Source organism: Segeticoccus sp., from assembly GCF_035708005.1.
This window is the reverse complement of sequence record NZ_DASSTI010000097.1, coordinates 1-24,055: the sequence shown is the minus strand read 5'-3', so window position 1 is coordinate 24,055 and position 24,055 is coordinate 1. Positions and strand designations below refer to the sequence as shown.

Annotated in this window: 24 protein-coding genes and 1 riboswitch; of the genes, 2 read left to right on the top strand and 22 right to left on the bottom strand. The window is 73.7% G+C overall.

Going from position 1 to position 24,055, the window contains the following annotated elements:
• The coding region (locus VFL99_RS10015; protein ID WP_325106206.1) for an FUSC family protein at positions 1–948 on the top strand (948 nt) is incomplete at its 5' end.
• A 43-nt stretch (positions 949–991) separates the two neighbouring features.
• Here VFL99_RS10015 and VFL99_RS10010 read toward each other — a convergent pair.
• The 3 genes from VFL99_RS10010 to VFL99_RS10000 are packed head-to-tail and all read right to left on the bottom strand — an operon-like array spanning position 992 to position 2,641.
• Entirely contained in the window at positions 992–1,510 is a 519-nt protein-coding gene (locus tag VFL99_RS10010; RefSeq protein ID WP_325106205.1) for a PH domain-containing protein, read from the bottom strand.
• Positions 1,510–2,355 carry an ATP phosphoribosyltransferase gene (gene hisG / locus VFL99_RS10005; protein WP_325106204.1) on the bottom strand — a complete coding sequence of 282 codons (846 nt, stop codon included), beginning with the start codon at positions 2,353–2,355 and terminating at the stop codon, positions 1,510–1,512. Before hisG ends, VFL99_RS10010 begins: the two co-directional genes overlap by 1 nt.
• Before the next feature lie 22 nt (positions 2,356–2,377).
• Positions 2,378–2,641, bottom strand: a complete 264-nt coding sequence (locus VFL99_RS10000) for a phosphoribosyl-ATP diphosphatase (RefSeq protein ID WP_325106203.1) — start codon at positions 2,639–2,641, stop codon at positions 2,378–2,380.
• Positions 2,642–2,788: 147 nt separating this feature from the next.
• On the opposite strand from VFL99_RS10000, the gene dapB reads away from it, so the two are divergent.
• A complete protein-coding gene (dapB, locus tag VFL99_RS09995; protein ID WP_325106202.1) occupies positions 2,789–3,586 on the top strand; it encodes a 4-hydroxy-tetrahydrodipicolinate reductase in 798 nt (265 codons plus the stop codon).
• Positions 3,587–3,629: 43 nt separating this feature from the next.
• Here dapB and ribH read toward each other — a convergent pair whose 3' ends face one another.
• The 19 genes from ribH to carB all read right to left on the bottom strand — a co-directional run.
• On the bottom strand, positions 3,630–4,124 hold the full coding sequence (gene ribH, locus VFL99_RS09990; protein ID WP_325106201.1) for a 6,7-dimethyl-8-ribityllumazine synthase: 495 nt from the start codon (positions 4,122–4,124) through the stop codon (positions 3,630–3,632).
• On the bottom strand, positions 4,121–5,467 hold the full coding sequence (ribB, locus tag VFL99_RS09985; protein WP_325106200.1) for a 3,4-dihydroxy-2-butanone-4-phosphate synthase: 1,347 nt from the start codon (positions 5,465–5,467) through the stop codon (positions 4,121–4,123). Before ribB ends, ribH begins: the two co-directional genes overlap by 4 nt.
• A gap of 56 nt (positions 5,468–5,523) precedes the next feature.
• On the bottom strand, positions 5,524–6,234 hold the full coding sequence (locus VFL99_RS09980; RefSeq protein ID WP_325106199.1) for a nicotinamide mononucleotide transporter family protein: 711 nt from the start codon (positions 6,232–6,234) through the stop codon (positions 5,524–5,526).
• Positions 6,231–6,872, bottom strand: coding sequence for a riboflavin synthase (locus tag VFL99_RS09975; RefSeq protein ID WP_325106198.1), 642 nt, complete (start codon positions 6,870–6,872; stop codon positions 6,231–6,233). Before VFL99_RS09975 ends, VFL99_RS09980 begins: the two co-directional genes overlap by 4 nt.
• Positions 6,872–8,014, bottom strand: a complete 1,143-nt coding sequence (gene ribD / locus VFL99_RS09970) for a bifunctional diaminohydroxyphosphoribosylaminopyrimidine deaminase/5-amino-6-(5-phosphoribosylamino)uracil reductase RibD (RefSeq protein WP_325106197.1) — start codon at positions 8,012–8,014, stop codon at positions 6,872–6,874. The genes VFL99_RS09975 and ribD overlap by 1 nt, the downstream gene beginning before the upstream one ends.
• A gap of 121 nt (positions 8,015–8,135) precedes the next feature.
• Positions 8,136–8,266: riboswitch (FMN riboswitch) on the bottom strand.
• A gap of 35 nt (positions 8,267–8,301) precedes the next feature.
• Positions 8,302–8,955, bottom strand: coding sequence for a ribulose-phosphate 3-epimerase (gene rpe / locus VFL99_RS09965; protein ID WP_325106196.1), 654 nt, complete (start codon positions 8,953–8,955; stop codon positions 8,302–8,304).
• A gap of 10 nt (positions 8,956–8,965) precedes the next feature.
• Positions 8,966–10,654, bottom strand: a complete 1,689-nt coding sequence (locus tag VFL99_RS09960; RefSeq protein ID WP_325106195.1) for an RsmB/NOP family class I SAM-dependent RNA methyltransferase — start codon at positions 10,652–10,654, stop codon at positions 8,966–8,968.
• The gene (fmt, locus tag VFL99_RS09955; protein WP_325106194.1) at positions 10,647–11,603 is read right to left on the bottom strand and encodes a methionyl-tRNA formyltransferase; all 957 of its coding nucleotides are present in this window, start codon (positions 11,601–11,603) and stop codon (positions 10,647–10,649) included. The genes VFL99_RS09960 and fmt overlap by 8 nt, the downstream gene beginning before the upstream one ends.
• Before the next feature lie 3 nt (positions 11,604–11,606).
• Entirely contained in the window at positions 11,607–12,152 is a 546-nt protein-coding gene (gene def, locus VFL99_RS09950; RefSeq protein WP_325106193.1) for a peptide deformylase, read from the bottom strand.
• A 35-nt stretch (positions 12,153–12,187) separates the two neighbouring features.
• On the bottom strand, positions 12,188–12,907 hold the full coding sequence (locus tag VFL99_RS09945) for an HAD family hydrolase (protein ID WP_325106192.1): 720 nt from the start codon (positions 12,905–12,907) through the stop codon (positions 12,188–12,190).
• 23 nt (positions 12,908–12,930) lie between these two features.
• Positions 12,931–13,824 (bottom strand): dimethylargininase, encoded by an 894-nt coding sequence (gene ddaH, locus VFL99_RS09940; RefSeq protein ID WP_325106191.1) that lies wholly within the window; start codon positions 13,822–13,824, stop codon positions 12,931–12,933.
• A gap of 189 nt (positions 13,825–14,013) precedes the next feature.
• Positions 14,014–16,194: a primosomal protein N' gene (locus tag VFL99_RS09935; protein ID WP_325106190.1), complete on the bottom strand. Its 2,181-nt coding sequence runs from the start codon at positions 16,192–16,194 to the stop codon at positions 14,014–14,016.
• Between the two features lie 50 nt (positions 16,195–16,244).
• Positions 16,245–17,462 (bottom strand): methionine adenosyltransferase, encoded by a 1,218-nt coding sequence (metK, locus tag VFL99_RS09930; RefSeq protein WP_325106189.1) that lies wholly within the window; start codon positions 17,460–17,462, stop codon positions 16,245–16,247.
• A 64-nt stretch (positions 17,463–17,526) separates the two neighbouring features.
• Positions 17,527–18,777, bottom strand: coding sequence for a bifunctional phosphopantothenoylcysteine decarboxylase/phosphopantothenate--cysteine ligase CoaBC (gene coaBC / locus VFL99_RS09925; protein WP_325106188.1), 1,251 nt, complete (start codon positions 18,775–18,777; stop codon positions 17,527–17,529).
• 16 nt (positions 18,778–18,793) lie between these two features.
• Complete coding sequence (rpoZ, locus tag VFL99_RS09920; protein WP_325106187.1) at positions 18,794–19,057, bottom strand: DNA-directed RNA polymerase subunit omega; 264 nt, start codon at positions 19,055–19,057, stop codon at positions 18,794–18,796.
• 116 nt (positions 19,058–19,173) lie between these two features.
• A complete protein-coding gene (gmk, locus tag VFL99_RS09915; protein ID WP_325106186.1) occupies positions 19,174–19,758 on the bottom strand; it encodes a guanylate kinase in 585 nt (194 codons plus the stop codon).
• Between the two features lie 87 nt (positions 19,759–19,845).
• A complete protein-coding gene (gene mihF / locus VFL99_RS09910) occupies positions 19,846–20,163 on the bottom strand; it encodes an integration host factor, actinobacterial type (protein WP_325106185.1) in 318 nt (105 codons plus the stop codon).
• A 140-nt stretch (positions 20,164–20,303) separates the two neighbouring features.
• Entirely contained in the window at positions 20,304–21,167 is an 864-nt protein-coding gene (gene pyrF, locus VFL99_RS09905; RefSeq protein WP_325106184.1) for an orotidine-5'-phosphate decarboxylase, read from the bottom strand.
• Positions 21,164–24,055 (bottom strand): carbamoyl-phosphate synthase large subunit (carB, locus tag VFL99_RS09900; RefSeq protein WP_325106183.1); only part of this gene is annotated, 2,892 nt, incomplete at its 5' end. The genes pyrF and carB, both read right to left, overlap by 4 nt.

Below are 24,055 nucleotides of genomic sequence, written 5' to 3'. Positions count from 1 at the left end.
CGGGTCGTCGAGCTGATGGTGGGGGTGGCCGTGGGGGTGCTGGTCGGGGACCTGGTCGTGCACGTCGTCGGCACCGGCGTGTGGCAGATCGTCGTGGTGACCATGGCGGCGATGGTGGTCGGGGCGCTGCTGGGCGCCGGGACGCTCATCACCATCCAGGCCGGCGTGCAGTCCGTGCTCGTCGTCACCCTCGTCGCATCGCCGGGATTCGCCTTGAGCCGCTGGCTGGACGCGGTCGTCGGTGGGCTGGTGGCCCTGCTCGCCGCCACCGTCGCTCCCGCCGCGCCCCTGCGCCGGCCCCGGGAGCAGGCCGCGCGGGTGGCCCGCGAGCTCGCGACCGCACTGCACCAGGCGGCCGACGGTCTGCGCCACGGCGACGAGCCGGAGGTGCAGGAGGCGCTGACTCGCGCCCGGCGGACCGACGAGCTGCTGGCGCAGCTGCGCGAGCTGGCCGACGAGGGCATTGCCGTCGTCCGGCTCTCCCCCTTCCGGCGGCGCGACCTCCCGGCGGTGCAGACCATCGCGGCGCTGCTCACGCCCTTGGGGAGGACGATCCGCAACATCCGGGTGCTCATCGGACGCGCGGTGACCGCCACGTGGCGCGCGGAGCCGGTGCCCGGCCCCTACACCGACCTGCTCGACGCCCTGGGCGACGTGCTGACCGAGATCGCCGACGAGCTCCAGCAACGGCGGCTGCCCGAGGGTGCGCGCGAGTCCCTGGCCGAGATCGGCCGGCGCAGTGCCCACGTCTTCCCCAGCACCACGTTGTCCGCGGAGGTGCTGCGGGGGCAGGTGCAGGCGATCGTGCTGGAGCTGCTGGCACTCACCGGGTTGGACTACGCCGAGGCGCGAGAGCTCGTGCCCGCGTCCGCGGACCTCGCGGAGGCGCTGCGCCAGCAGGACGACGACGCCGCCGACGCCGACGACGCCGGGGAGCATGGCGCCTGACCGGCGTGCCGGCGTGGCCGTCCGCGGTCCGGGCAGTGCCGGCTCAGTACGGCCCTTCCGGTGCGGTGGAGTGGTGCTGCACGAGCGCGGAGAGCCGCGAGGCCTCGCGGTCGGCATAGGGTCCGTCGGAGCGCTGGATCGCCATCACGGCCACCACATCGGTGTCGTCGAGCTCGAGCATCACCCACGGCGCACCGCCGGAGAACTGGACGCTCAGGATCTGCGCCCACTCCAGGCGACGGGTCGTCATCACGTTGTGCACCACGAGCCCCTGCGACGAGGGGACGGCCCGCAACCGCGCGAACCGCATGAGCCCGAAGGCGAGGATCAGCCCGACCAGGGCCAGCACGCCCCGCTCCGCCGGCGTCCAGCCGCCGGCGGAGACGTCGCCGGCGCTGGGCACGACGATGGCCGCGACGGTGAACACCACGATGCTGACTGCCGCCATGACCGTGGCCACGACCCGCCCGCGGCGGGGCCGGAACACGGCATACGGCTCGCGTCGGTGCCGGCGCGGGTCGGGCTGCGCACCCGGAGGGTGACCGTCGGACGGGGCGGGCATCACAACCTGCAGGCGACGATGTCGGTGACGAGGATGGCCCGCGCGCCGAGGTCGTAGAGCGCGTCCATCAGCTGGTTGGTCTGGTGCCGGGGCACCATCGAGCGCACGGCCACGTACCCCTCGTGGTGCAGCGGGGACACGGTGGGCGACTGGAGTCCGGGAGTCAATGCACAGGCCTGTTCCACCAGCTCGACGCGGATGTCGTAGTCCATCATCACGTAACGCCGCGCCGTGAGCACCCCCTGCAACCGCCGGACGAGCACGTCGATGGCCGACGACGCGGGTGCGTCCGTGCGCCGGATGAGCACCGCCTCGCTGCGCAGGATGGGGTCGCCGAAGACCCTGAGGCCGGCGCTGCGCAGCGTGGTGCCCGTCTCGACCACATCGGCGATGACATCGGCCACGCCCAGCGTGACCGCCGTCTCCACCGCGCCGTCGAGTCGCACGACATCGGCGGCGACCCCGTGCTCGTCCAGGTGCGACCGGACCAGGCCCGGGAAGCTCGTGGCGATCCGCCTCCCGCCGAGGTCGGCGACCGACGTCGCCGCACCGTCGCGGGCGGCGAAGCGGAACGTCGAGGCACCGAACCCCAGGGCCAGCACCTCATCGGCCGGGCTGCCGGAGTCGAGCATCAGGTCGCGGCCGGTGATCCCGACGTCGAGGCGTCCCTTGCCGACGTAGACGGCGATGTCGCGGGGGCGCAGGAAGAAGAACTCGGCGTCGTTGTCGGTGTCGGTGAGCACGAGCTCGCGCGCGTCCCGACGGCTCCGGTAGCCCGCCTCCCGCAGCATCTCGGCGGCCGGTTCGGACAGGGAACCCTTGTTGGGCACGGCAATACGCAGCATCACAGGTCCTTCGGCGGCAGGTTCAGAGGTGGGCGTAGACGTCGTCGAGCGTCAGGTCGCACGCGAGCATGAGCACCTGCAGGTGGTACAGCAGCTGGCTGATCTCCTCCGCGGTGCGCTCGCGCCCCTCGTGCTCGGCAGCCATCCACACCTCGGCCGCTTCCTCGACCACCTTCTTGCCGATGGCATGCACGCCGGCGTCCAGGGCCGCGACGGTGCCCGAGCCGTGGGGGCGCTCGGCCGCCCGCTGGCCGAGCTCGGCATACAGCTGCTCGAAGGTCTTCACGGCCGACAAGGTTACGGGGCGGCGGCACTCGCCTGTCCCGCGCGTTCAGGGTGCGGGCGGGGGCGAGGTCCACCCGCGGGCGCCCGGGGCCGCCGAGCACGCTCGTGGACCGTCTGCGCGGGGCACGGCCCGCAGTAGGGTGCCTCGATGATCAACGTGTGCTTCGCGGGCGTGACCGGCTGGACCGCACCACCGATCGTGGCGGCCATCGAGGAGGCCGAGGACGTGACCCTGGCGGCGGGCGTTGCGCGGTCCGCGGCCGGCCAGACGCTGCGGGAGCGGGTCGGCGCGGGAACGGACGGACGGATCTTCGGCACGGTGCGCGAGGCACTGGCGGCGACCGCGGTCGACGTGCTGGTCGACTACACGAGCAGCACCGCGGTGCGCGACAACGTCTGGACGGCGGTGGAGTCGGGCGTGCACGCGGTGATCGGTTCCAGCGGGCTCACCGCGGACGACTACGCCGAGCTGGACCGGCTCGCCCGCGACCGGGGCGTCGGGGTGGTGGCGGCGGGCAACTTCTCGGTGATGGCCGCCGTGCTGCAGCGGGCGGCGCTGCTCGCGGCGGAGCACCTCCCGGCCTGGGAGGTCATCGACTACGGCTCCGCCGGCAAGCCGGACGTGCCCAGCGGCACCGCTCGCGAGCTGGCCGAGTCCCTCGGTGGGGTCCACGCGCCGCTGCAGGGGGTCGCGGTCTCGGACCTGGACGGTCCGGTGGAGGCGCGCGGCGCCGAGGTCGGCGGGACCCGGGTGCACTCGGTGCGGCTGCCGGGGTTCGTCGTCACCACCGAGGTCGTCTTCGGTGGTGCCGGGGAACGGCTGGTCCTGCGGCACGACCCGGCGCTCGGACCCGAGCCGTATACCGCCGGCACGCTCCTCGCCGTCCGGCGCGTGGCCGAGCAGGTGGGCGTGCGCCGCGGCCTCGCGTCGGTGCTGTTCGCCTGATCCGGGGCCGGCCGCCTGCCCAGTGCGCGCGAGCGCACCCCTGTCAGGAGCGGGCGACCGCACCTTCGCGCGGGGCGACCCGGTCAAGCGTGACCGCCATCGCGACGGCGGCGGTGGCCGCCTCGTGCCCCTTGTCCTCGCGCGAGCCGGGCAGTCCGGCCCGGTCCAGGGCCTGCGCCTCGTCGTCGCAGGTGAGCACGCCGAAGCCGACGGGCACTCCGCTGCGGGCGCTGACATCGGTCAGCCCCACCGTCGCCGACTGGCAGACGTAGTCGAAGTGCGGCGTGCCGCCCCGGATGACCACGCCGAGCGCGACCAGAGCGTCGAAGCGGGGCGCGAGGCGCGCGCAGGCGACCGTGAGCTCGAAGGTGCCCGGAACACGGACGACCTCGACGTCCGCCACCCCGGCGTCGGCCAGGCCGCGCTGCGCACCGGCCACCAGGCCGTCCATGACCTGCTCGTGCCACGAGGCCGCGACCACGGCGACGCGCAGACCGGTGCCCTCGGCGCTGAGCCGGGGTGCTCCGCGGCCGCTCACAGCGCCGCCCTCCGGTCACCGCCGGCGATCGTGGCGTCCAGCAGCAGGCGGTGGCCCAGCCGGTCCCGCTTGGTCGCGAGGTAGCGGGCGTTGTCGGAGTGCACGGGGACCGGGAGCGGTTCGACGGTGTCGACGGCGATGCCGGCGTCGCGCAGGGCGTCCACCTTGCGCGGGTTGTTGGTCAGCAGCCGCAGCTCGCTGACGCCGAGGTCGTGCAGGATCCCGGCGGCCGCGCCGTACTCACGGGCGTCGACCGGCAGGCCCAGCTCGGTCTGCGCGTCGACCGTGTCGAGCCCGGAGTCCTGCAGGGCGTAGGCCCGCAGCTTGTCGGTGAGGCCCACGCCGCGGCCCTCGTGCCCCCGCAGGTAGACCACGATCCCGCCGTGCTCGGCCACACGGGCCAGGGAACGATCCAGCTGCTCCCCGCAGTCGCAGCGCCGGGACCCGAACACGTCACCGGTGAGGCACTCGGAGTGCACGCGGACCGCGGGCGCCCGGTGGTCCGGGCTGCGCCCGACCGCGACGAGGGCGGCGTGCTCCGCCCCGGTCAGCAGGTCCCGGTAGCCGTGGAGGGTGAACTCGCCGTAACGCGTGGGCAATACGGTGGTCGCGCTGCGCACCACCCGCTCGTGCCGGCGACGCCACTGCACCAGGTCGGCGATGGTCAGCACCGGCAGCTCGTGGGCGGCCGCGAGCGCGCGTACCGCCGGCCCGCGCATGACCTCCCCCGCGTCGTGGACCAGCTCGGCGATGACACCGACCGGCGCAAGCCCCGCGAGGCGGCACAGGTCGGCGGCGGCCTCCGTGTGTCCGGGCCGCTCGAGCACGCCACCGGGGCGTGCCCGCAGCGGGAACACGTGACCGGGACGGACCAGGTCCCCCGCGGTGGTGGCCGGGTCGGCGAGCAGCTGCAGCGTGTGGGTCCGGTCCGCGGCGCTGATGCCGGTCGTGACGCCCTCACGGGCGTCCACCGAGATCGTGTATGCCGTGCCGCGCGGGTCCTGGTTGTGCGTCACCATCGGCGGCAGCTCCAGCCGGTCGGCGACGGCTGCGGTCATCGGGGCACACAGCACCCCCGAGGTGTGCCGGACCGTCCAGGCGAGCCACTCCACCCTGAGGGTCTGCGCAGCCAGGATGACGTCGCCCTCGTTCTCCCGGTCCTCCGCGTCGGTGACGAGCACCGGCCGCCCGGCGCGGAGCGCGGTCAGGGCGGCGGCGACGGCGTGCTCCTCGTCGACGCCCTGACTGCTCGTCCCGGCGGCACGGCCGGCCTGGCTGCTGGCCGGTGTGGTACGCCCGCGCGGGGCGGTGTCCGGCGTCGTCTCGGTCGTGGTGGTGCTCATGTGACCCTTCGTCCTCGAACCCGTCGTCCCTGTCGTCGGTTCCGTCGCCCTGGCGTTCATGCCGTCACCGCACTCGCTTCGCGGTCCTCGCGAGGTGCCCGGCGCGACACCCGCAACCAGACGGTGAACCCGTAGAGGACGAGCCCGGCATACACGACATAGAGCGCTGCGGAGGGGTAGAAGCCGGAGCTGATGAGCAGCGGCACCCCGACGAGGTCCACGCCGATCCAGGCCAGCCAGAAGTCGTTCCATCCCCGCGCCATCGCATAGGTCGCCACGATGGAGCCGACGAAGATCCAGGCGTCGCACCAGTAGTACCAGCGCGGCGCCGGCCAGCCGGCCCCCACCACCGCGAAGACCCACTGGCACAGCAGCACCGCCAGCACCCAGAAGGCCAGGTAGCCGAGTCGCTCCGCTGCCGTGGCCCACCGGGGCATGATCGCAGGGGCATCGCGGTCGCCGGCCCTGCTGGCGCGGCGCACGGAGTACCAGCGCCACCACCCGTAGACGCTGGTGATGATGAAGAAGACCTGCCGGGCTGCCTGGCCGAAGAGCGTCTCGTGCTGAGGGTTGGAGAAGGCCACCCCGAAGAAGACCGTGAACAGCAGGGCGTTGCCGACGATGCCGACCGGCCAGGCCCACAGCCGCCGTCGCATCCCGCCGATGGCGGAGGCGAACCCGAAGACGTTGCCGAGGATCTCGCGCCACAGGATGGGGTGTCCGAGCACCACGAGCTGGGCGCCGAAGAGCTGTTCGAGGATGCTCACGGGCGGACCTCCTGCGCTGCTGCTCGCCCAGCCGCTTGCCGGGCGGCGGGCGACAGCAGCCGTTCGACGTACTTGGCGAGAACGTCCACCTCGAGGTTGGCCCGGTCACCGACTCCCTTGCGGCCCAACGTGGTCAGCTCCAGCGTCGTCGGGATCAGGGACACCTCGAAGCTGTCGTCGGCCACCGCCGACACGGTGAGGGAGACCCCATCGACGGTGATGGAGCCCTTCTCCACGACGTAGGGGGCGAGCTCGGGCGGCAGGCTGAAGCGCACCACCTCCCACGCGTCACCGGGCGTGCGGTGCAGGACCTGCGCGGTCCCGTCGACGTGTCCCTGCACGACGTGCCCGCCGAACCGGCCGTCGGCGCGCATCGCGCGCTCGAGGTTGACCGGGTCCCCCTCCCTGAGCTCGCCCAGGCTCGAGCGGCGCAGGGTCTCGGCCATCACGTCGACGGTGAACCGCCCGGCACCGGGCTCGTGGCTCGTGACCGTCAGGCACACCCCGTTCACGGCGATGGACGCGCCGTGGACGGCGTCGCTCGTCACGGTGGGTCCGTGCAGGGTGAGGACGGCGGAGGCGCTGCCGTGCTGGACGGCGACGACCTCGCCGAGCTCTTCGACGATGCCGGTGAACATCAAGGGGCTCCTGTCGTGGTGGATGCAGTGGTGGCGGTGGTCAGGGTCGTGGCGGCCACGCCGGGTGCGTCGACCTCGGCGGCGCCAGAGACCTCGGCGGGGTCCGAGGCGTCGACGTTGTGGAGCCGAGCGCGGATGCGGATGTCGTCCTCGAGCCGGGTGACGTCGGTGAGGGAGAGCCGCAGCGCTTGACCGATCGTCCGGATCCCGAGGTCGGCCACCAGGCCGGGGCCGGCGCCGAGGACGGCTGCGGCGAGGTAGCCGACCACCTCGTCCACGAGGCCGGCGGCCAGGAAGGCTGCCGCCAGGGTGGGACCGCCCTCGAGCCAGACGTGCCGGACCTCGTGCTCGGCGAGCGCGGCCAGGACGGCGGCCGGGTCGTGGTCCTGCAGCAGCAGGGTCGGGGCGGCGTCATCGAGGACGCGGGCACCCGGCGGCAGCCCTCGCCGGCCCACCACCACCCGCAGCGGCTGCCGCTCACGCAGCCGGCCGTCGGCGGTGCGCGTCGTGAGCCACGGATCGTCGGCCAGTGCGGTGCCGGTGCCGACCACCACCGCTCCGCAGGCGGCGCGCAGCTCGTGCACGTCGGCGCGGGCGGCGGGCCCGGTGATCCACCGGCTCGAACCGTCCGCGGCGGCGACCCGCCCGTCCAGCGTGCCGGCGAACTTCCAGGTGACGACCGGGCGGCCACGCCGCACCGCGGTCGTCCACGCCTCGTTCAGGGCGCGGCACTCCTCCTCGAGCACCCCGCCGTTCGTCTCGATCCCGGCCTCCCGCAGCAGGGCGGCCCCGCCCTCAGCCACCGGGTTGGGATCGCCTTGTCCATAGACGACGCGGGTCACGCCCGCCTCGACGAGGGCTCGGGCGCACGGCGGTGTGCGCCCAGTGTGCGCGCACGGTTCCAGCGTGACGTAGATCGTGCCGCCCCTGGCCCGCTCCCCGGCGGCGTCCAGGGCGGCTGCCTCGGCGTGCGGGGTGCCGGCGCCGCCGTGGTGGCCCTCGCCGACCATGTGGCCGTCCTGGTCCAGCAGGACCGCACCCACGCGCGGGTTGGGGTCACCGAGCGGGCCCTTCGCGGCCAGCTGCACGGCACGGCGCATGAGCGCTGCGTCCTGCGCGGCCTGTCCCGACGACCGGGTCATGTGCGCCCCTCGTGCTCGACTCCTGGTGGCGAGCTCCGGGGCGATCAGAAGGTCGACCGTGGAGGTCGACTCCGCCAAAACGTGCCCCGGACGGGTGATCCGGTGGCCGCCTCGGCGAACCTCACGTGCTGCCTCCCATCCGGACTTTCACCGTCGGTCCTGGAGTTCCACCAGGTCAACCGGCCGCTGGCTGCGGTCGGGTCGCGGACTGTCACCGCCGGTTCGGAATTGCACCGACCCCGGAGCACGTACCGCCAGTATGCCACCGCTCCCGCTGGGCGGCCGCGTCAGGTGTGCCGGGCCACGAGCGCGCGCAGCTCCTCGACCGCACCCGCAGCGTCATCGGCGCCGTAGACCGCCGACCCGGCCACGAAGACGTCCGCGCCTGCCTCGGCGCACTCCTCGATGGTCTTGGCCGAGACGCCACCGTCGACCTGCACCCAGATCTCGCCGCCGTGGCGGCGGATCGCCTCGCGGACCTCGCGCACCTTGGGCATCTGGTCGGCCATGAACGACTGGCCCCCGAAGCCGGGCTCCACGGTCATCACCAGGACCATGTCCAGCTCGGGCAGGAGGTCGGCATACGGGGCGAAGGGAGTGGCCGGCTTCAGCGCCATCCCGGCTCGCGCCCCCGCGCCGCGCAGGTTGCGGGCGAGCTGCCGCGGGTCGCCCGCGGCCTCGACGTGGAAGGTGACGCTCTGGGCGCCGGCCTCGGCATAGCTGGGGGCCCACCGGTCCGGGTCGTCGATCATGAGGTGGCAGTCCATCGGGACCGGCGTCACCCGGGCGAGCGCCTCGACGACCGGCAGCCCGATCGTGAGGTTCGGCACGAAGTGCCCGTCCATGACGTCGACGTGGGCCCAGTCGGCGTTGCTGATCCGGTCCAGCTCCCGCTCCAGGTTGGCGAAGTCGGCGGACAGGATGCTCGGTGAGATCTGCACGGCGGTCACCCTAGAGCCTGCGCAGCAGGGCGAAGAACATGGCGTCGGTGCCGTGCACGTGCGGCCAGAGCTGGACGTGCGGGCCCTCCCCCAGCCCGGCCACCTGGGCTCCGCTGGCGTCGCGGAACAGTGGTCGGGCGTCCTCCACGGTCACGTCCGACCGCTTCCGGACCACGTCACCCACGACGAGCGTGGTCTCGGCCAGGTGCGGGCTGCAGGTCGCGTAGCCCACCACCCCGCCGGGACGGGCCGCCTCCAGGGCGGAGGTGAGGAGCTCGCGCTGCAGGCTGCCCAGTGCGGACAGGTCCGCCGGGGTGCGCCGCCAGCGGGCCTCGGGGCGGCGCCGCAACGCCCCCAGGCCGGTGCAGGGGACGTCGACGAGCACGCGGTCATAGGCGCCCGGCTCCTCGGCGCCGACCTCCCGACCGTCACCGACGGTGACGGTCGCCCGCGCACCGGCCCGTATGCCGGCCTCGAGCGTCCGGCGGACCAGCTCGGCCCGGTGCCCGCTCACCTCGTTGGCGCGCAGCCGCGCGCCCTGTCGGTGCGCGAGCGCGGACAGCAGCCCGGCCTTGCCGCCGGGCCCGGCGCACAGGTCGAGCCACCGCTCCCCGTCGTGCGCCATGCCCGGCCCCGTGCTCTGCGGCAGGGCAGAAGGGTCCGACCCGGTCCTTCTGTCGCCCCCCGACCGTGCGGTGGGCCGGACCCGCGCGGCAGCCAGCGCCAGTGCCACCAGCTGCGAGCCCTCGTCCTGGACCGCCGCGCGACCGTCCCGGACGGCGGCGAGGGCGCCGGGGTCGCCCGCGCTGAGGAGGGCACCGACCGGGGAGAGCGTCGACGCCGTGGCGCCCGCCTCGGTGAGCTCGGCCACCTCGACCAGACCGGGCCGGGCGACGAGGGAGACCGCCGCGGGGGTGTTGTCGGCGCGGAGCAGGGCCGTCAGGTCCTCCTCGAGGGTCGCGGCGGTCGAGCCCCCGTGCCCGAGCAGCGCCGCGCGCAGCGCGCGGACGATCCACTCCGGGTGGGACTCCACGACGGCCAGCCGGGCCAGGCGGGCGTCCCGCAGGGCCTCGGGGTCCTGGTCGTCGGCCCGCTCGGTGGCCACCGGCGGGGCCACGAGGTCGAGCCATTCGCTGAGGTCACGTTCGCTGACCCGACGCAGCACCGCGTTGACGAAGCCCGCGGCGCCGCTGCCGTTCACCTGGCGGGCGAGGGCCACCGTCTCGTTGACGGCGGCGTGCGTCTCCACCCGCATGCCCAGCAGCTGGTGCGCGCCGAGCCGCAACGTGTCGAGCACGGCGTCGTCGATGCGGGACAGGGGCCGCCCGGCTGCGTGGGCGACGATCACGTCATACCGTCCCCGCAGGCGGGTGGCACCGTAGGTGAGCTCGGTCGCGAACCCGGCGTCGCGGCCGTGGATCCGGTGCTCGCGCAACACCTTCGGCAGCTCGAGGTTCGCGAAGGCGCCCTCGGCGACGCGCCGCATCACCGTGTAGGCCGCGAGCCGGGCAGGATCGGCGCGGCGGGACCGCTCGGCGGGGCGCTGCGTCGAACGGTGCCGGTTTCCGGGCTGCCGGCGTGAACCGTGCTGCTTCCCTGCACCACCACCGGCCTCGCGGTGGCCACTGTCCCGGCCCCGACCCGACGGCTGCCGGCGTCGCGACGGCTCGTGGCCGGAGGAGCCGCGCCGCTCAGGCACCGAGACGCTCCCCCGGCTGGATCCGCACGCCGCGAGCCCAGTCCGCCGCCGGCATGGCGCGTTTGCCGTGGGGTTGGACGGTCCCCAGCCGCACGAGGCCCGAGACGGTGCCGACGTGGACCGCGTGACGGAGCACGACCAGCTCGCCGGGGGCGGTGGAGGGCACGTCCTCCTCCAGGCCGTCGTGGCCGGCCTGGCCGTGCACGCTCACGGGCCCCACCTTGAGCCGTTCGCCGCGGAAGGTCGTCCACGCACCCGGTGCCGGGGTGCAGCCGCGGATGTGGCGGTCGACGGCGAGCGCCGGTGTCTTCCATCGGATCTCGGCGTCCTCGACGGTGATCTTCGGCGCGAGGGACACGCCGTCCTCCGGCTGGGGGACGGCGGTCACCTCACCGTTCTCGAGTCCATCGAGGGTGGCGACGAGCAGATCGGCGCCAGCGGTGGCGAGCCGTTGCAGCAGGTCACCGGCCGTGTCGGTGGGGCGGATCGCCTCGGTCATCACCCCGAGCACCGGCCCGGTGTCCAGCCCCTCCTCGATGACGAAGGTGGTGGCGCCGGTGACCTCGTCGCCGGCCATGAGCGCGTGCTGCACGGGGGCGGCGCCGCGCCAGGCGGGCAGCAGCGAGAAGTGCAGGTTCACCCACCCGTGCGACGGGACGGTGAGGACGGCGGCGGGCAGCAGCGCGCCGTAGGCGACAACCGGGCAGGCATCGGGGGCGAGCTCGCCCAGCCGCTGCCGGAACTCCGGGTCGCCGGGGCGGCGTGGGGTGAGCACCTCCAGCCCCGCCTCGACGGCGCGGTCCTTCACGGGGCTCGGCACGAGGTGCCGGCCGCGGCCGGCGGGGGCGTCAGGTCGGGTGAGGACGCCGACGACCTCGTGGCGCGAGGCGAGCAGCGCCTCCAGGCTGGGCAGCGCGACCTCGGGGGTGCCGGCGAAGAGGACGCGCACCGCTCACATCCCCCGACCGAACGTCGGGTGCGGGCTGACCTTCACGGTCGGCGCCGGGGCACCGGCCCACTCGGCGTCGCGGATGGCCTTCATCGCCAGCTTGCGCTGGTCGCGGTCGAGCCGGTCGATGAACAGGATCCCGTCGAGGTGATCGGTCTCGTGCTGGATGCAGCGGGCCAGCAGCTCGGAGCCCTCGATCCTGACGGACTCGCCGTACTGGTCCTGGCCGGTGGCGACGACGCGCAGGGCCCGGCGCGTGTCGGCATAGATGCCGGGGAAGGACAGGCACCCCTCCTCGCCGTCCTGGGTCTCCTCCGACAGGCGCAGGGTGGGGTTGACCAGGTGGCCGAGCTCCCCGTCGACGTACCACGTGAACACCCGCAGCCCCACGCCGATCTGGGGCGCGGCGAGCCCGGCCCCGGGGGCGTCCATCATGGTGTCGGTCAGGTCCTGCACCAGCCGGCGCAGCTCCTTGTCGAAGTCGATGACGGGCGTCGCGGGGGTGCGTAGCACCGGGTCGCCGAACAGGCGGATGTCCTTGACCGACATGGTGTCCTCGGGTCGACGGGCGGGTGGTCGCGATTCTAGGCGGGCGCGAGCGGCAGCCCGCGAGCGCGCAGGTCCTCGCGCAGGTGGCCGGTGTCGGTGAACAGGATCGCGTCGAGCCCGGCGGCGGTCGCCGACTGCACGTTGGCGGGGCTGTCGTCGATGAAGATGCAGTCCTCCAGGCCGCCCGTGTGGCGCACCCGCTCCTCGAGGACCTCCCAGATGCGCGGGTCCGGCTTGGCGACCTTCTCCTCGCCGGAGACCACGATGTCCTCGAACAGGTCGAGGAACGGGAACCGGTCCAGCGCCACGGGGAACAGCTCCTCCGACCAGTTGGTCAGGGCGAACAGCGGCACGCCGGCCCCGTGCAGCTCGCGCAGGATCTGGACCGTGTCGTCGACGGCACCGGTCAGCGAGGCCGCGAAGTTCTTCCGGTATGCCCGGATGGCCGCCTCCCAGCCCGGGTGCGCGCGGACCGCCGCCTCCTCGGCCTCCGCCCAGGGCCGGCCCTCGTCCTGGCGGTGGTTCCACGCGAAGAAGTCGAACCCTGTGCCGTCGCCGTCGCGGGCCAGGAACCGTCGGGCCTCCTCGTCCCCGACCGCGGCGGCGATGGCCGGCTGGGGGTCCCAGCGGATCAGGACGTTGCCCAGGTCGAAGACCACGGCGTCGACCGGCGTCGGCGCGAACTGGGGGTCCGCCAGCTCGGCGGAGTGGGCCAGTTCGGGGTCGGAGGCACGCGCGCTGTGGTCGATCGGCATACCTCCGACCCTACGGGCGGTGCTCAGTGGGCGACGGGGCGGGACCGGTGCTGGTGCAGCTCCATCGTGCAGCACTTCACGCTGCCGCCGGCCTTGAGCAGCTCGGACAGGTCGACCGGCACCGGCTGGTAGCCGCGTTCGCGCAGCTGGTCGGCCAGGGCGACGGCCGCGGTCGGCAGCAGCACGTGGTAGTTGTCCGAGACGGCGTTGAGCCCGAGCACCGCGGCGTCGGCCTCGGTGGCGATGAGCGCGTCGGGGAACATCGTCTTGAGCATCGCCTTCCCGTCGGCGTCGAACGCCTCCGGGTAGTAGGCCACGGTCTGGTCGTCGAGCACGGCCAGTGCCGTGTCGAGGTGGTAGTAGCGCGGGTCCACCAGGGTCAGCGAGATCACCGGCAGCCCGAAGACCTCCTCGACCTGCTGGTGGGCCGGCGGCCTGGTGCGGAAGCCGGTGCCGGCCAGCACGGTGTTGCCGACGACGAGGAAGTCGCCCTCACCCTCGTTGACGTGGTCGGGGGTGACGAACGTCGTGATCCCCGAGGTCCCCTCCAGCTTGCGCCGGTGGGCGGCGGCCTCCGGGCGCCGCTCGGCGTGCGCGAACGAGGCGCCGAGCGCCCGGTCCCCGATGACGAGGGCACCGTTGGCAGCGAAGACCATGTCGGGCAGGCCCGGCTCCGGCTCGATCACCTCGACCTCGTGCCCGAGGTCGAGGTAGACCTGCCGCAGCCCCTCCCACTGGGCGTTCGCGGCGGCCACGTCGACCGGCAGCCCGGGATCCATCCAGGGGTTGATGGCGTAGCCGACCTCGAAGAAGCGGGGCGGGCACATCAGGTAGCGGCGGGCGCGGGGGCGGCGCTGCGGCGTGCCCGGCTCGGGGGCGTGGGCGGGTGTGGGCGCAGCAGGGTCAATGACGCTCAATCAGACCTCCTTGACGTCGGGCCGTGACAGGGCAGGGCAGGGCCGAACGACGAACGTTGTGTGAGTGCCTCCCGGGCGGCGCCGGGCCCTGTCGGGGCGGGCAGGCCGTGGAACCTCGGGTCAGCACCAGCACGGTAACAGAGCAACGCTCGGCGAAGCAGGTTTTCCTGCCGCGCCGCGGCCCCCTGGTCAGCCGATGGCGCCCTGCGGATCGATGCGCACGCCGACCACCTCGGCGGTCTTGTGGGCACTGCGGACCGCGCGCATCGCCGCGAGGGCGTCGGCGACCTCGGTGGCCATGGGCAACGGCGCCCGGAGCAGCACCTGCTGGCCGTCGTCCCGACCCGTGCCGCGGCGGGCCTGTGGCCCGGAACCGGCCACCGGCATCGGCCCGAGTTGCTCGACGTCGGCGGGCAGCTCGACCTGCGCCAGCGCGTCGCGCAGCGCGGCGCGCGGGCCGGTCAGCTGCGCCATCCACACCGCGGGCGGCAGGGCCAGGTCCCGCCGCTCGGCGAGCTCGCGGGCCGCGAACCACGCCGGGTCCCACCGCACCAGCGCCTCGACCGGCGGCAGCGTCGTGTGCTGCGGTACGCCGCACAGCACGACCGCCCCGCCCTCGTCCGCCGGCCGTACGAGCGCACCGGCGGCGGTCCACCGCCGGACCGCCTCCTCCCCCGCGTCCAGGGCCGGCCGGTCGAGCAGCGCCCAGGCGTCGAGCAGCAACGCCGCGGCGTAACCGCCCGGGGCGACCGGCTCCGCGCCCGGCGTCGCGATCACGAGCGCCGGCTCGCCGTCGACCGTGTCGAGGACCTGTCCACCGCCCGAGGTGTGCACCGGCACCCCGGGGAAGGCGCGGCCGAGCTCCTCGGCCGTGCGCCGGGCACCGACCGCGGTCGAGCGCAGGGTCCGCCCCTCGCACTCCGGGCAGACGAACTGGCGCACCACCGTGCCGCACCACCGGCACTGCGGTGGCGCGTCGGGACCGGGCAGCGCCAGCGGCCCGTGACAGGTAGGGCAGTGGGCCCGCTGCCTGCAGGTCTGGCAGGACAGTGCCGGCAGGTAGCCCCGTCGCGGGACCTGCACGAGCACCGGCCCGCGCGTCAACGCCTGCTTGGCCGTGCGCCAGGCCAGGGACGGCAGCCGCGCGGCGGCCGCCGGGTCCCGTTCCTGCTCGCGGCCCTCTCCCGCGACGCGGATCCGTGCAGCGGTGCGTCGCAGCGTGGGCCCGTCCAGCTGCACCGCGCGGAGGCGCCCCTCCTCCAGCCACTGCTGGACCGCCACCGAGCGGCTGAACCCGCCGACCACCAGGGCACAGCCCTCGAGCTCGGCGCGCAGCTCGAGCACCTCACGCACGTGCGGGTAGGGCGCGCGAGGCTCGGCGTGCAGGTCGTCCCCGTCGTCCCACCACGCCACGAGGCCCAGGTCGCGCACCGGCGCGAAGGCGGCGGCGCGCGTGCCGACGACACACCGCACGTGGCCCCGAAGCACCTTCAGCCACGCCGTGTAGCGGGCCTGCGGCCCCTGGTCCGCGGTGAGCCGCACGTGCCCGCCCTTGCCAAGCCGCTCGGTGAGGGCGCTGTCGACCCGCACCACGTCGCGGCGGTCGGGCAGCACGACCAGCACGCCGCGCCCGGCCGCGAGGGTCGCGGCCGCCAGCGAGGCCAGCGCCGCCGGCCAGTCGCGGTCCACCTCGCCGGTGGGGGCGGCGAGCCAGCTGGCCGCCGGGCGTTCCCCGGCCGCCACGCGCCGCAGGAACGCCGGGCCGGCCGGGTAGCGCTGCCACGGCAGCACGTCCGCCTCCCTCGCCGGGTCCGTCTCCCCCGCCGCGTCCGCCTCCCCCGCCGACCCGGTCAGCCCGGCACCCACGGGCCCGGCCGCGTCCGCACCCGGCTCGGTGGGCAGGTTGCGCTCGGCGGTGGCGTGCCGCGGTGGCACGGCGAGGCGGAGCACGTCACTGAGCGTGCCGGCATACCGTCGGGCAACGGCACGACACAGGCGCAACAGCGCGGGGGTGAGCACGGGCTCGGCGCTGACCACCCGCCGGACCGGCACGAGGCGGCCCCGGTGCTCGGCCTCGGCCCGGCGCTCGACCACGAACCCGTCGACGTCCTGACCGGCGAAGCGCACCTTGACCCGCACCCCGGGCAGGCAGGTGTCGGCCAGCTCGGCCGGCACGAGGTACTCGAAGGGCCGGTCCAGGTGGGCCAGGCCCAGGTCGACGAGCACCACCGCGACCGGGTCGGTCTCGGCGAGGGACGGCGCCTTCCGCGTCGCGGCGGAACGGGCACGGGAGGACCGAGCCGCGGTCCGCAGCAGCGCGAGCTGCTCACCGGTGGCCGACGCGGCTGACGAGGTCCCCTCCGAACTCATGCCCAACGTCTATCGCGGCCCACCGACGGCGGCCGGGCAGCAGGCGCGGCTCAGCCGAGGACCGCGGCCTTGAGCTGGTCCACCCGGTCGAGCCGCTCCCAGGTGAACGGGTTCTCCACGCCCTCGACGGTGGTGCGGCCGAAGTGCCCGTAGGCGGCGGTCGGCTGGTAGATCGGGCGCAGCAGGTCGAGGTCCTCGATGATCGCGGCCGGCCGCAGGTCGAACACCTTCGGGATCGCGGACTGGATCTGGTCGAGGCTGACGGTCTCGGTGCCGAAGCACTCGACGTAGAGACCGACCGGCTGGGCCTTCCCGATCGCGTAGGCGACCTGCACCTCGCACCGCTTGGCGAGCCCGGCCGCGACGACGTTCTTGGCGACCCAGCGCATCGCGTAGGCGCCGGAGCGGTCCACCTTCGAAGGGTCCTTGCCGGAGAAGGCACCGCCGCCGTGGCGGGCCATCCCGCCGTAGGTGTCGACGATGATCTTGCGCCCGGTCAGGCCCGCGTCGCCCATCGGACCCCCGACCTCGAACCGGCCGGTCGGGTTGATGAGCATGCGGTAGTCGGAGCTGTCGATGTCGACCCCGGACCCCTTGACCTCCTCGAGCACGGGCTTGATGACGTGCGCGGCGATGTCGGGCTCGAGCAGCCCGGACAGGGACACGTCGGCGGCGTGCTGCGTCGAGAGCACGACGGTGTCGAGGCGGACGGCCCGGTCCCCGTCGTACTCGATCGTCACCTGGGTCTTGCCGTCCGGGCGCAGGTAGGCGAGGTCGCCCGCCTTGCGCACGACGGTGAGCCGCTCGGCGAGCCGGTGCGCGAGGAAGATCGGCAGCGGCATCAGCTCGGGGGTGTCGTCGCCGGCGTAGCCGAACATGAGCCCCTGGTCGCCGGCGCCCTGCTTGTCCATCGGGTCGATGCTCTGGCTGCGCGACTCGAAGGCGGTGTCGACGCCCTGGGCGATGTCGGGCGACTGCTGCCCGATGGACACCGAGACCCCGCAGGAGCGGCCGTCGAAGCCCTTGGCCGAGGAGTCGTAGCCGATCCCGACGATGGTCTCGCGGACGACGCTCGGGATGTCGACGTAGCCGGTCGTGCTCACCTCGCCCGCGACGTGCACCAGGCCGGTGGTCACCATCGTCTCGACGGCCACGCGGGCGTGCGGGTCCTGGGCCAGCATGGCGTCGAGGATGCCGTCACTGATCTGGTCGCAGATCTTGTCCGGGTGGCCCTCGGTGACCGACTCGGAGGTGAACAGACGCGTCACGTGGTGCTCCTCAGTTCGGTGGCAGGACGGGACGACACGCCCCGCCGGATCGGCAGCCGCGAGTCTACGCGGGCTCCAGATGCTTCTGTACGACGTCCCACACGGTGGCAGCGATGCTCACCTTGCTCGCCGGGCCCGCGTCGACCACGGCGTCGCTGCCGCGGGTCAGGATGTGCACCGTGGACTCGTCGGCGCCGAAGGTGCGCCCGACCCCGACCTCGTTGACGACCTGCAGGTCGCTGCCCTTGCGGGCGAACTTGGCCCGGGCGTGGTCCATCACGCTGCCGTGGGCGTCGCCCGTCTCGGCCGCGAAGCTGACGATCAGCGGGGAGCGTGCGCCGTCGCGCGCGTCGACCAGGCCACGGACGATGTCCGGGTTGGTGGTCAGCTCGATCGTGGGGGCGTCCTCTGCCCCTCCGGGCAGCTGGGACTTCTTGATCTTGGCGTCGGTGTAGTGCGCCGGTCGGAAGTCGGCGGGCGCGGCGGCCATGACGACCACGTCGGCGTCGACAGCGGCCTTGTCGACGGCGTCCTTGAGCTGCACGGCGGTCTCGACGCGCACGACCTCCACGCCGGTCGGGAGCGGCACGTCGACGCTCGCCGCGATCAGGGTGACCCGGGCCCCGCGTCGGGCGGCGACCTCGGCCAGGGCGATGCCCTGCTTGCCCGAGGAGCGGTTGCCGATGAAGCGCACCGGATCCAGTGGTTCGCGGGTGCCGCCGGCGGTCACCACGACGTGACGCCCGGACAGGGGGCCGGGTCCGGTGGCGGCCCCACTCCTCGCCAGCTCGCCGCCAGCCGCCTGGAGGCAGGCGCGGTAGATGTCCTCCGGGTCGGGCAGCCGGCCCGGACCGGTGTCGGCACCGGTGAGCCGCCCGCTGGCGGGCTCGATCACGTGCACCCCGCGCTCCCGCAGGGTCGCCACGTTGGCCCGGGTCGCCGGGTGCGTCCACATCTCGGTGTGCATCGCCGGCGTCAGCACGACCGGGCAGCGAGCGGTCAGCAGTGTGTTGGTGAGCAGGTCGTCGGCGAGGCCGTGCGCCGCGCGGGCGAGCAGGTCCGCGGTGGCCGGGGCGACGACGACGAGGTCGGCGTGCTGGCCGAGGCGCACGTGCGGCACGCGGTGGACCTCGTTCCAGACGTCCGTGGCGACGGGCTTGCCGGACAGGGCCGCCCAGGTGGGGGCCCCGACGAACTCCAGCGCCGCACGGGTCGGCACGACCGTGACGTCGTGCCCTCCCTCGGTGAACAGGCGCAGCAGCAGGCAGGCCTTGTAGGCAGCGATGCCGCCGCTGACACCGAGGACGACGCGCATGCTGCCCCTCGCCCGCTCAGGCCTCGATCGGCTCGATGGTGAGCTTGCCCTGGTTGATCTCGCGGAGCGCGATGGACAGCGGCTTGTCGTTGACCTGGCTGTCCACCAGCGGGCCGACGTACTCCAGCAGCCCCTCGGACAGCTGGGCGTAGTAGGCGTTGATCTGGCGGGCCCGCTTGGCCGAGTAGATCACCAGCGCGTACTTGGAGTCGGCGGTCTCGAGCAGCTCGTCGATGGGCGGGTTGGTGATCCCCTCGGGGTGGGCCTTGGTGCCGGACATGCGTCCTCCGTCTCGTGTCGGTGTGCAGTCGTGTCGGTGTGCAGTCGTGCTCGTGGCGATCTCGGGTGGCGGGTCGGTGGCGGACGATCCGCGGCGGCCGCCGAGATCCGTGCCGTTCAGCGGACCCGGTCGGCGTGCGTGGGCCCGTGCTCCATCAATGATACGAGTTCTTCGCTCGCCCGCCGAACGTCGTCGTTGACCACGGCCACGTCGAACTCCGTGCGGGCCTCCAGCTCGGTGCGGGCGGTGGCCAGCCGGATGGCCTGCTCCTCCGCCGTCTCGGTGCCCCGTCCCACGAGCCGGCGGACGAGCTCCTCCCAGCTCGGCGGCTCGAGGAAGACGAAGAGCGCCTCGGGCATCTGCTCACGCACCTGGCGGGCGCCCTGCAGGTCGATCTCCAGCAGCGCCTTGCGCCCCGCGGCCAGGGCACGCAGCACCGGCGTCCGGGGCGTGCCGTACTTCGCCCGGCCGTGCACGATCGCCCACTCCAGGAACTCCCCCTGCGCCCGCATGTGCTCGAACTGCGCGTCGGTGACGAAGTGGTAGTGGACGCCGTCGACCTCACCGGGCCGCGGCGACCGCGTGGTCGCCGAGACCGACAGCCACACGTCCGGGAAGTGGTCGCGCACGTAGGCCGCCACGGTGCCCTTGCCGACGGCCGTCGGTCCGGCGAGGACGACGAGTCGGGACGGGTGCGGCATACCTGCGCTTCCTGGTCGGGCTGGAAAGTGCTGGGAGGGGTCGGTGGGTCGGGCGGGGAAGGCGCGCTGGAGCGGGCGGGGCGGCCGTCAGGACTGGTCGAACCGGGCCAGCAGCGCGGCGATCTGGTTGCTGCCCAACCCGCGGACGCGGCGGCTCTCGGAGATGCCGACCTCCTCCATGATCTGGCGGGCACGCACCCGGCCCACGCCGGGCATGGACTCCAGCAGGGCGGACACCTTCATCTTGCCGATGACCTCGTTGTCCTTGCCGTCGGCGATGACCTCCTTGAGCGAGCCCTGGGCGTACTTGAGGCGGTTCTTCACCGCAGCCCGCTCCCGCCGTGCGACCGCCGCCTTGGCCAGTGCCTCCGCACGTTGCTCCGGAGTCAGCGGGGGTAGTGCCACGGTCGGTCTCCTTCAACGGGACGGTGCTGCACGGTCGGACGATTCGCGGCTCAGGTTACGTGCCAGCGTTGATCAGGAACCTAGCGAGTCCTCCCGGGGCTGGCAACGAGGCCCCCGCAGGTGTCCGGCAGCGCCTGGAGTCACCTCGGGACGGGCACGTCCACGCCCCGGCCCAGTTCGCGTGCGAGTTCCTCGGCGGTATGCCGTGCCGCTCGCCGCAGTGCCCTCGCGTCGGGCCCGGCGGCGAGCACCGACCGGGAGGCGCTCGCGAGGACCTGCGGTGCGGCGGCGCCGAAGACGGTCCGCAGGTCGGCCGCGGTGGCGCCCTGGGCGCCGAGGCCGGGGGCCAGCAGCGGCGCCCGGCTGGCGGCCAGGTCCACGCCGAGCTCCGACACGGCGGTGCCGACCGTGGCACCGACGACCAGCCCGACGTGCCCCAACCCGGGTGCGTCGGCGTTGTCGGCGGCCGCCCCGGCGACGACGGCACCGGCGACGCTGTCGGTGGCCGTCCGCGCGTGCTGCACCGACGGCCCGTCCGGGTTGGACGTGAGGGCGAGGACGAAGACGCCACGGCCGGTGGCGCGGGCGAGGTCCAGCGCCGGTCGCAGGGACCCGTAGCCGAGGTAGGGGCTCACGGTGACCGCGTCGGCCCGCAGCGGGGCATCGTCGGTCAGGTAGGCGTGGGCGTAGGCCTCCATGGTGGTGCCGATGTCGCCGCGCTTGACGTCGAGCAGCGAGAGCGTGTCCGCCTCGCGCAGGTCGGCCAGCGTGCGCTCGAGCACCGCGATGCCGGCGGCGCCGAACCGCTCGAAGAACGCGCTCTGCGGCTTGACGACCGCCACGTGGCCCGCGAACGCCTGGACGCAGGCCTCCACGAACCGCGTCAGGCCGTCCACGTCCTGCGGCAGGCCCCAGGCCTCGAGCAGGCCGGGGTGCGGGTCGATCCCCACGCACAGCGGTCCGTGCTTGGCCATGGCGGCAGCCAGCCGCTCCCCGAACGTCACCGGGCGGCTCGGTGGTAGAGGTCGAGCTCGGCGGCGTGGGCCTGCAGCGACTTCACCTCGAGCGGTCCGGCGAGCCGTGCCTCGATGCCCTGGACGGCCGCGCCGAGCTGCTGCACGGTGGTGATGATCGGCCGGTCGAGGCTGGTCGTGGCGGCACGGATCGCGTAGCCGTCGGCCCGGGCGTCCCGCCCGGACGGGGTGTTGATCACCATGGCGACCTCGCCGGAGCCGATCCGGTCGACGATGGTCGGCTCACCGTGCGGGCCTCGGCCCTGGCTGTGCTTGCGCACCACGTCGGCGTGGATTCCGTTGCGGCGCAGCACGTCCGCGGTTCCGGCGGTGGCGATGAGGGTGAACCCGAGGTCGACGAGCCGCTTGACCGGGAAGATCATCGCGCGCTTGTCGCGGTTGGCGACCGAGACGAACACCGTGCCGGAGAGCGGCAGGCCGCTGATCCCGAGCTGGCTCTTGGCGAAGGCGCCGCCGAAGTCGCGGTCGATGCCCATGACCTCGCCGGTGGAGCGCATCTCCGGGCCGAGCAGGCTGTCCACGACCTGGCCGCCGGCGGTGCGGAACCGCTTGAACGGCAGCACCGCCTCCTTCACGGACACGTGCGCCGACGTCGGCAGCACGCTGCCGTCCGCCTCGGGGGGCAGCACCCCCTCCGCGCGCAGGTCCGCCACGCTCGCGCCCAGCATCACCCGGGCGGCGGCGCTGGCGAGGGGCACCCCGGTCGCCTTGGAGACGAAGGGCACGGTCCGGCTGGCCCGCGGGTTCGCCTCGAGGACGTAGAGGACGTCCTGGGCCAGGGCGAACTGGACGTTCATCAGCCCGCGCACGCCGATGCCCTCGGCCAGCCGGTGCGTCGACTCCCGCACGCGGCGCAGCTCCTCGGGGCCGAGCGTGACCGGCGGCAGGACGCAGGCAGAGTCGCCGGAGTGGATCCCGGCCTCCTCGATGTGCTCCATGATCCCGCCGAGGTAGAGCTCGCGTCCGTCGTAGAGCGCGTCGACGTCGATCTCGATCGCCTCGTCGAGGAACCGGTCGATCAGCACCGGGTGCTCGGAGGAGGCGGCTGTGGCGCGGGTGACGTACTCGGTCAGGGTCTCGGCGTCATACACGATCTCCATGCCGCGCCCGCCCAGGACGTAGGAGGGGCGGACGAGCACCGGGTAGCCGATCTCGCGCGCGATCTCGACCGCCTCGACGGCGCTGTAGGCCGTGCCGTGCCGCGGCGCCGGCAGCTCCGCCTCGTGCAGGACCCGGCCGAAGGCGCCGCGGTCCTCGGCGAGGTCGATGGCCTCCGGCGACGTGCCCACGATCGGCACGCCGGCCTCCTTCAGCGCCCGCGCCAGCCCCAACGGGGTCTGTCCGCCGAGCTGCACGATGACGCCGGCCAGCGGGCCGGCGGCCCGCTCGGCGTGCACCACCTCGAGCACGTCCTCGAGGGTGAGCGGCTCGAAGTAGAGCCGGCTGGAGGTGTCGTAGTCGGTGGAGACCGTCTCGGGGTTGCAGTTGACCATCACGGTGTCGAAACCGGCCTCGCGCAGCGCGAAGCTGGCGTGCACGCAGGAGTAGTCGAACTCGACGCCCTGCCCGATGCGGTTCGGCCCGGACCCGAGGATGATCACCGCGGGCTTCTCCCGGGGCTCGACCTCGGTCTCCTCGTCGTAGGAGGAGTAGTGGTAGGGCGTCCGAGCGGCGAACTCGGCGGCGCAGGTGTCGACGGTCTTGTAGACGGGGCGCACCCTGAGCGCGTGCCGCACGCCGCGCACGACCTCCTCGGGCATCGAGCGCAGCTGCCCGATCTGCTGGTCCGAGAAGCCGTGCCGTTTGGCCAGGCGCAACAGCGAGGGCTCCAGCTCCTCGGCGTCGTGCAGCTCGCCGGCGACGTCGTTGAGCAGCGCGATCTGGTCGAGGAACCACGGGTCGATGCCGGTGGCCTCGTGCACCTCCTCGACGCTGAGTCGGCGAAGTGCTTGCTGCACCAACACGATCCGCCCGTCCGTGGGGCGACGGGCCTGCTCGAGGAGCTGGCGGGCCATCTCGTCGTTCGGGGTGGTCTCGGCGTCCCAGTGGAAGGACGATCCCGACTTCTCCAGCGAACGCAGCGCCTTCTGCAGGGCCTCGGTGAAGTTGCGGCCGATCGCCATCGCCTCGCCCACGGACTTCATCGTGGTGGTCAGCGTCGGGTCGGCGGCGGGGAACTTCTCGAACGCGAACCGCGGCACCTTGACCACGACGTAGTCCAGCGTCGGCTCGAAGCTCGCCGGTGTCTCCTGGGTGATGTCGTTGGGGACCTCGTCGAGGGTGTAGCCGATCGCCATCTTGGCGGCGATCTTGGCGATCGGGAAGCCGGTCGCCTTGGACGCCAGCGCCGACGACCGCGAGACACGCGGGTTCATCTCGATGACGATGATCCGTCCGTCCTCGGGGTTCACCGCGAACTGGATGTTGCAGCCGCCGGTCTCGACGCCGACCTCGCGGATCACCGCGATGCCGATGTCGCGCATCCGCTGGTACTCCCGGTCGGTCAGGGTCAGCGCCGGCGCGACGGTGATCGAGTCGCCGGTGTGCACGCCCATGGGGTCGAGGTTCTCGATCGAGCAGACGATCACGACGTTGTCGGCCCGGTCGCGCATCACCTCCAGCTCGTACTCCTTCCAGCCCAGGATCGACTCCTCCAGGAGCACCTCGGTGGTGGGGCTGAGCGAGAGGCCGAGGCCGGCGATCCGGTGCAGGTCCTCCTCGTCGTAGGCCAGGCCGGAGCCGGCGCCGCCCATGGTGAAGCTGGGTCGTACGACGACCGGGTAGCCGAGCTCTCCGACCGCCGCCAGGCAGTCGTCCATCGAGTGGCAGATCGCCGAGGCCGCCACCTCGGCACCCCA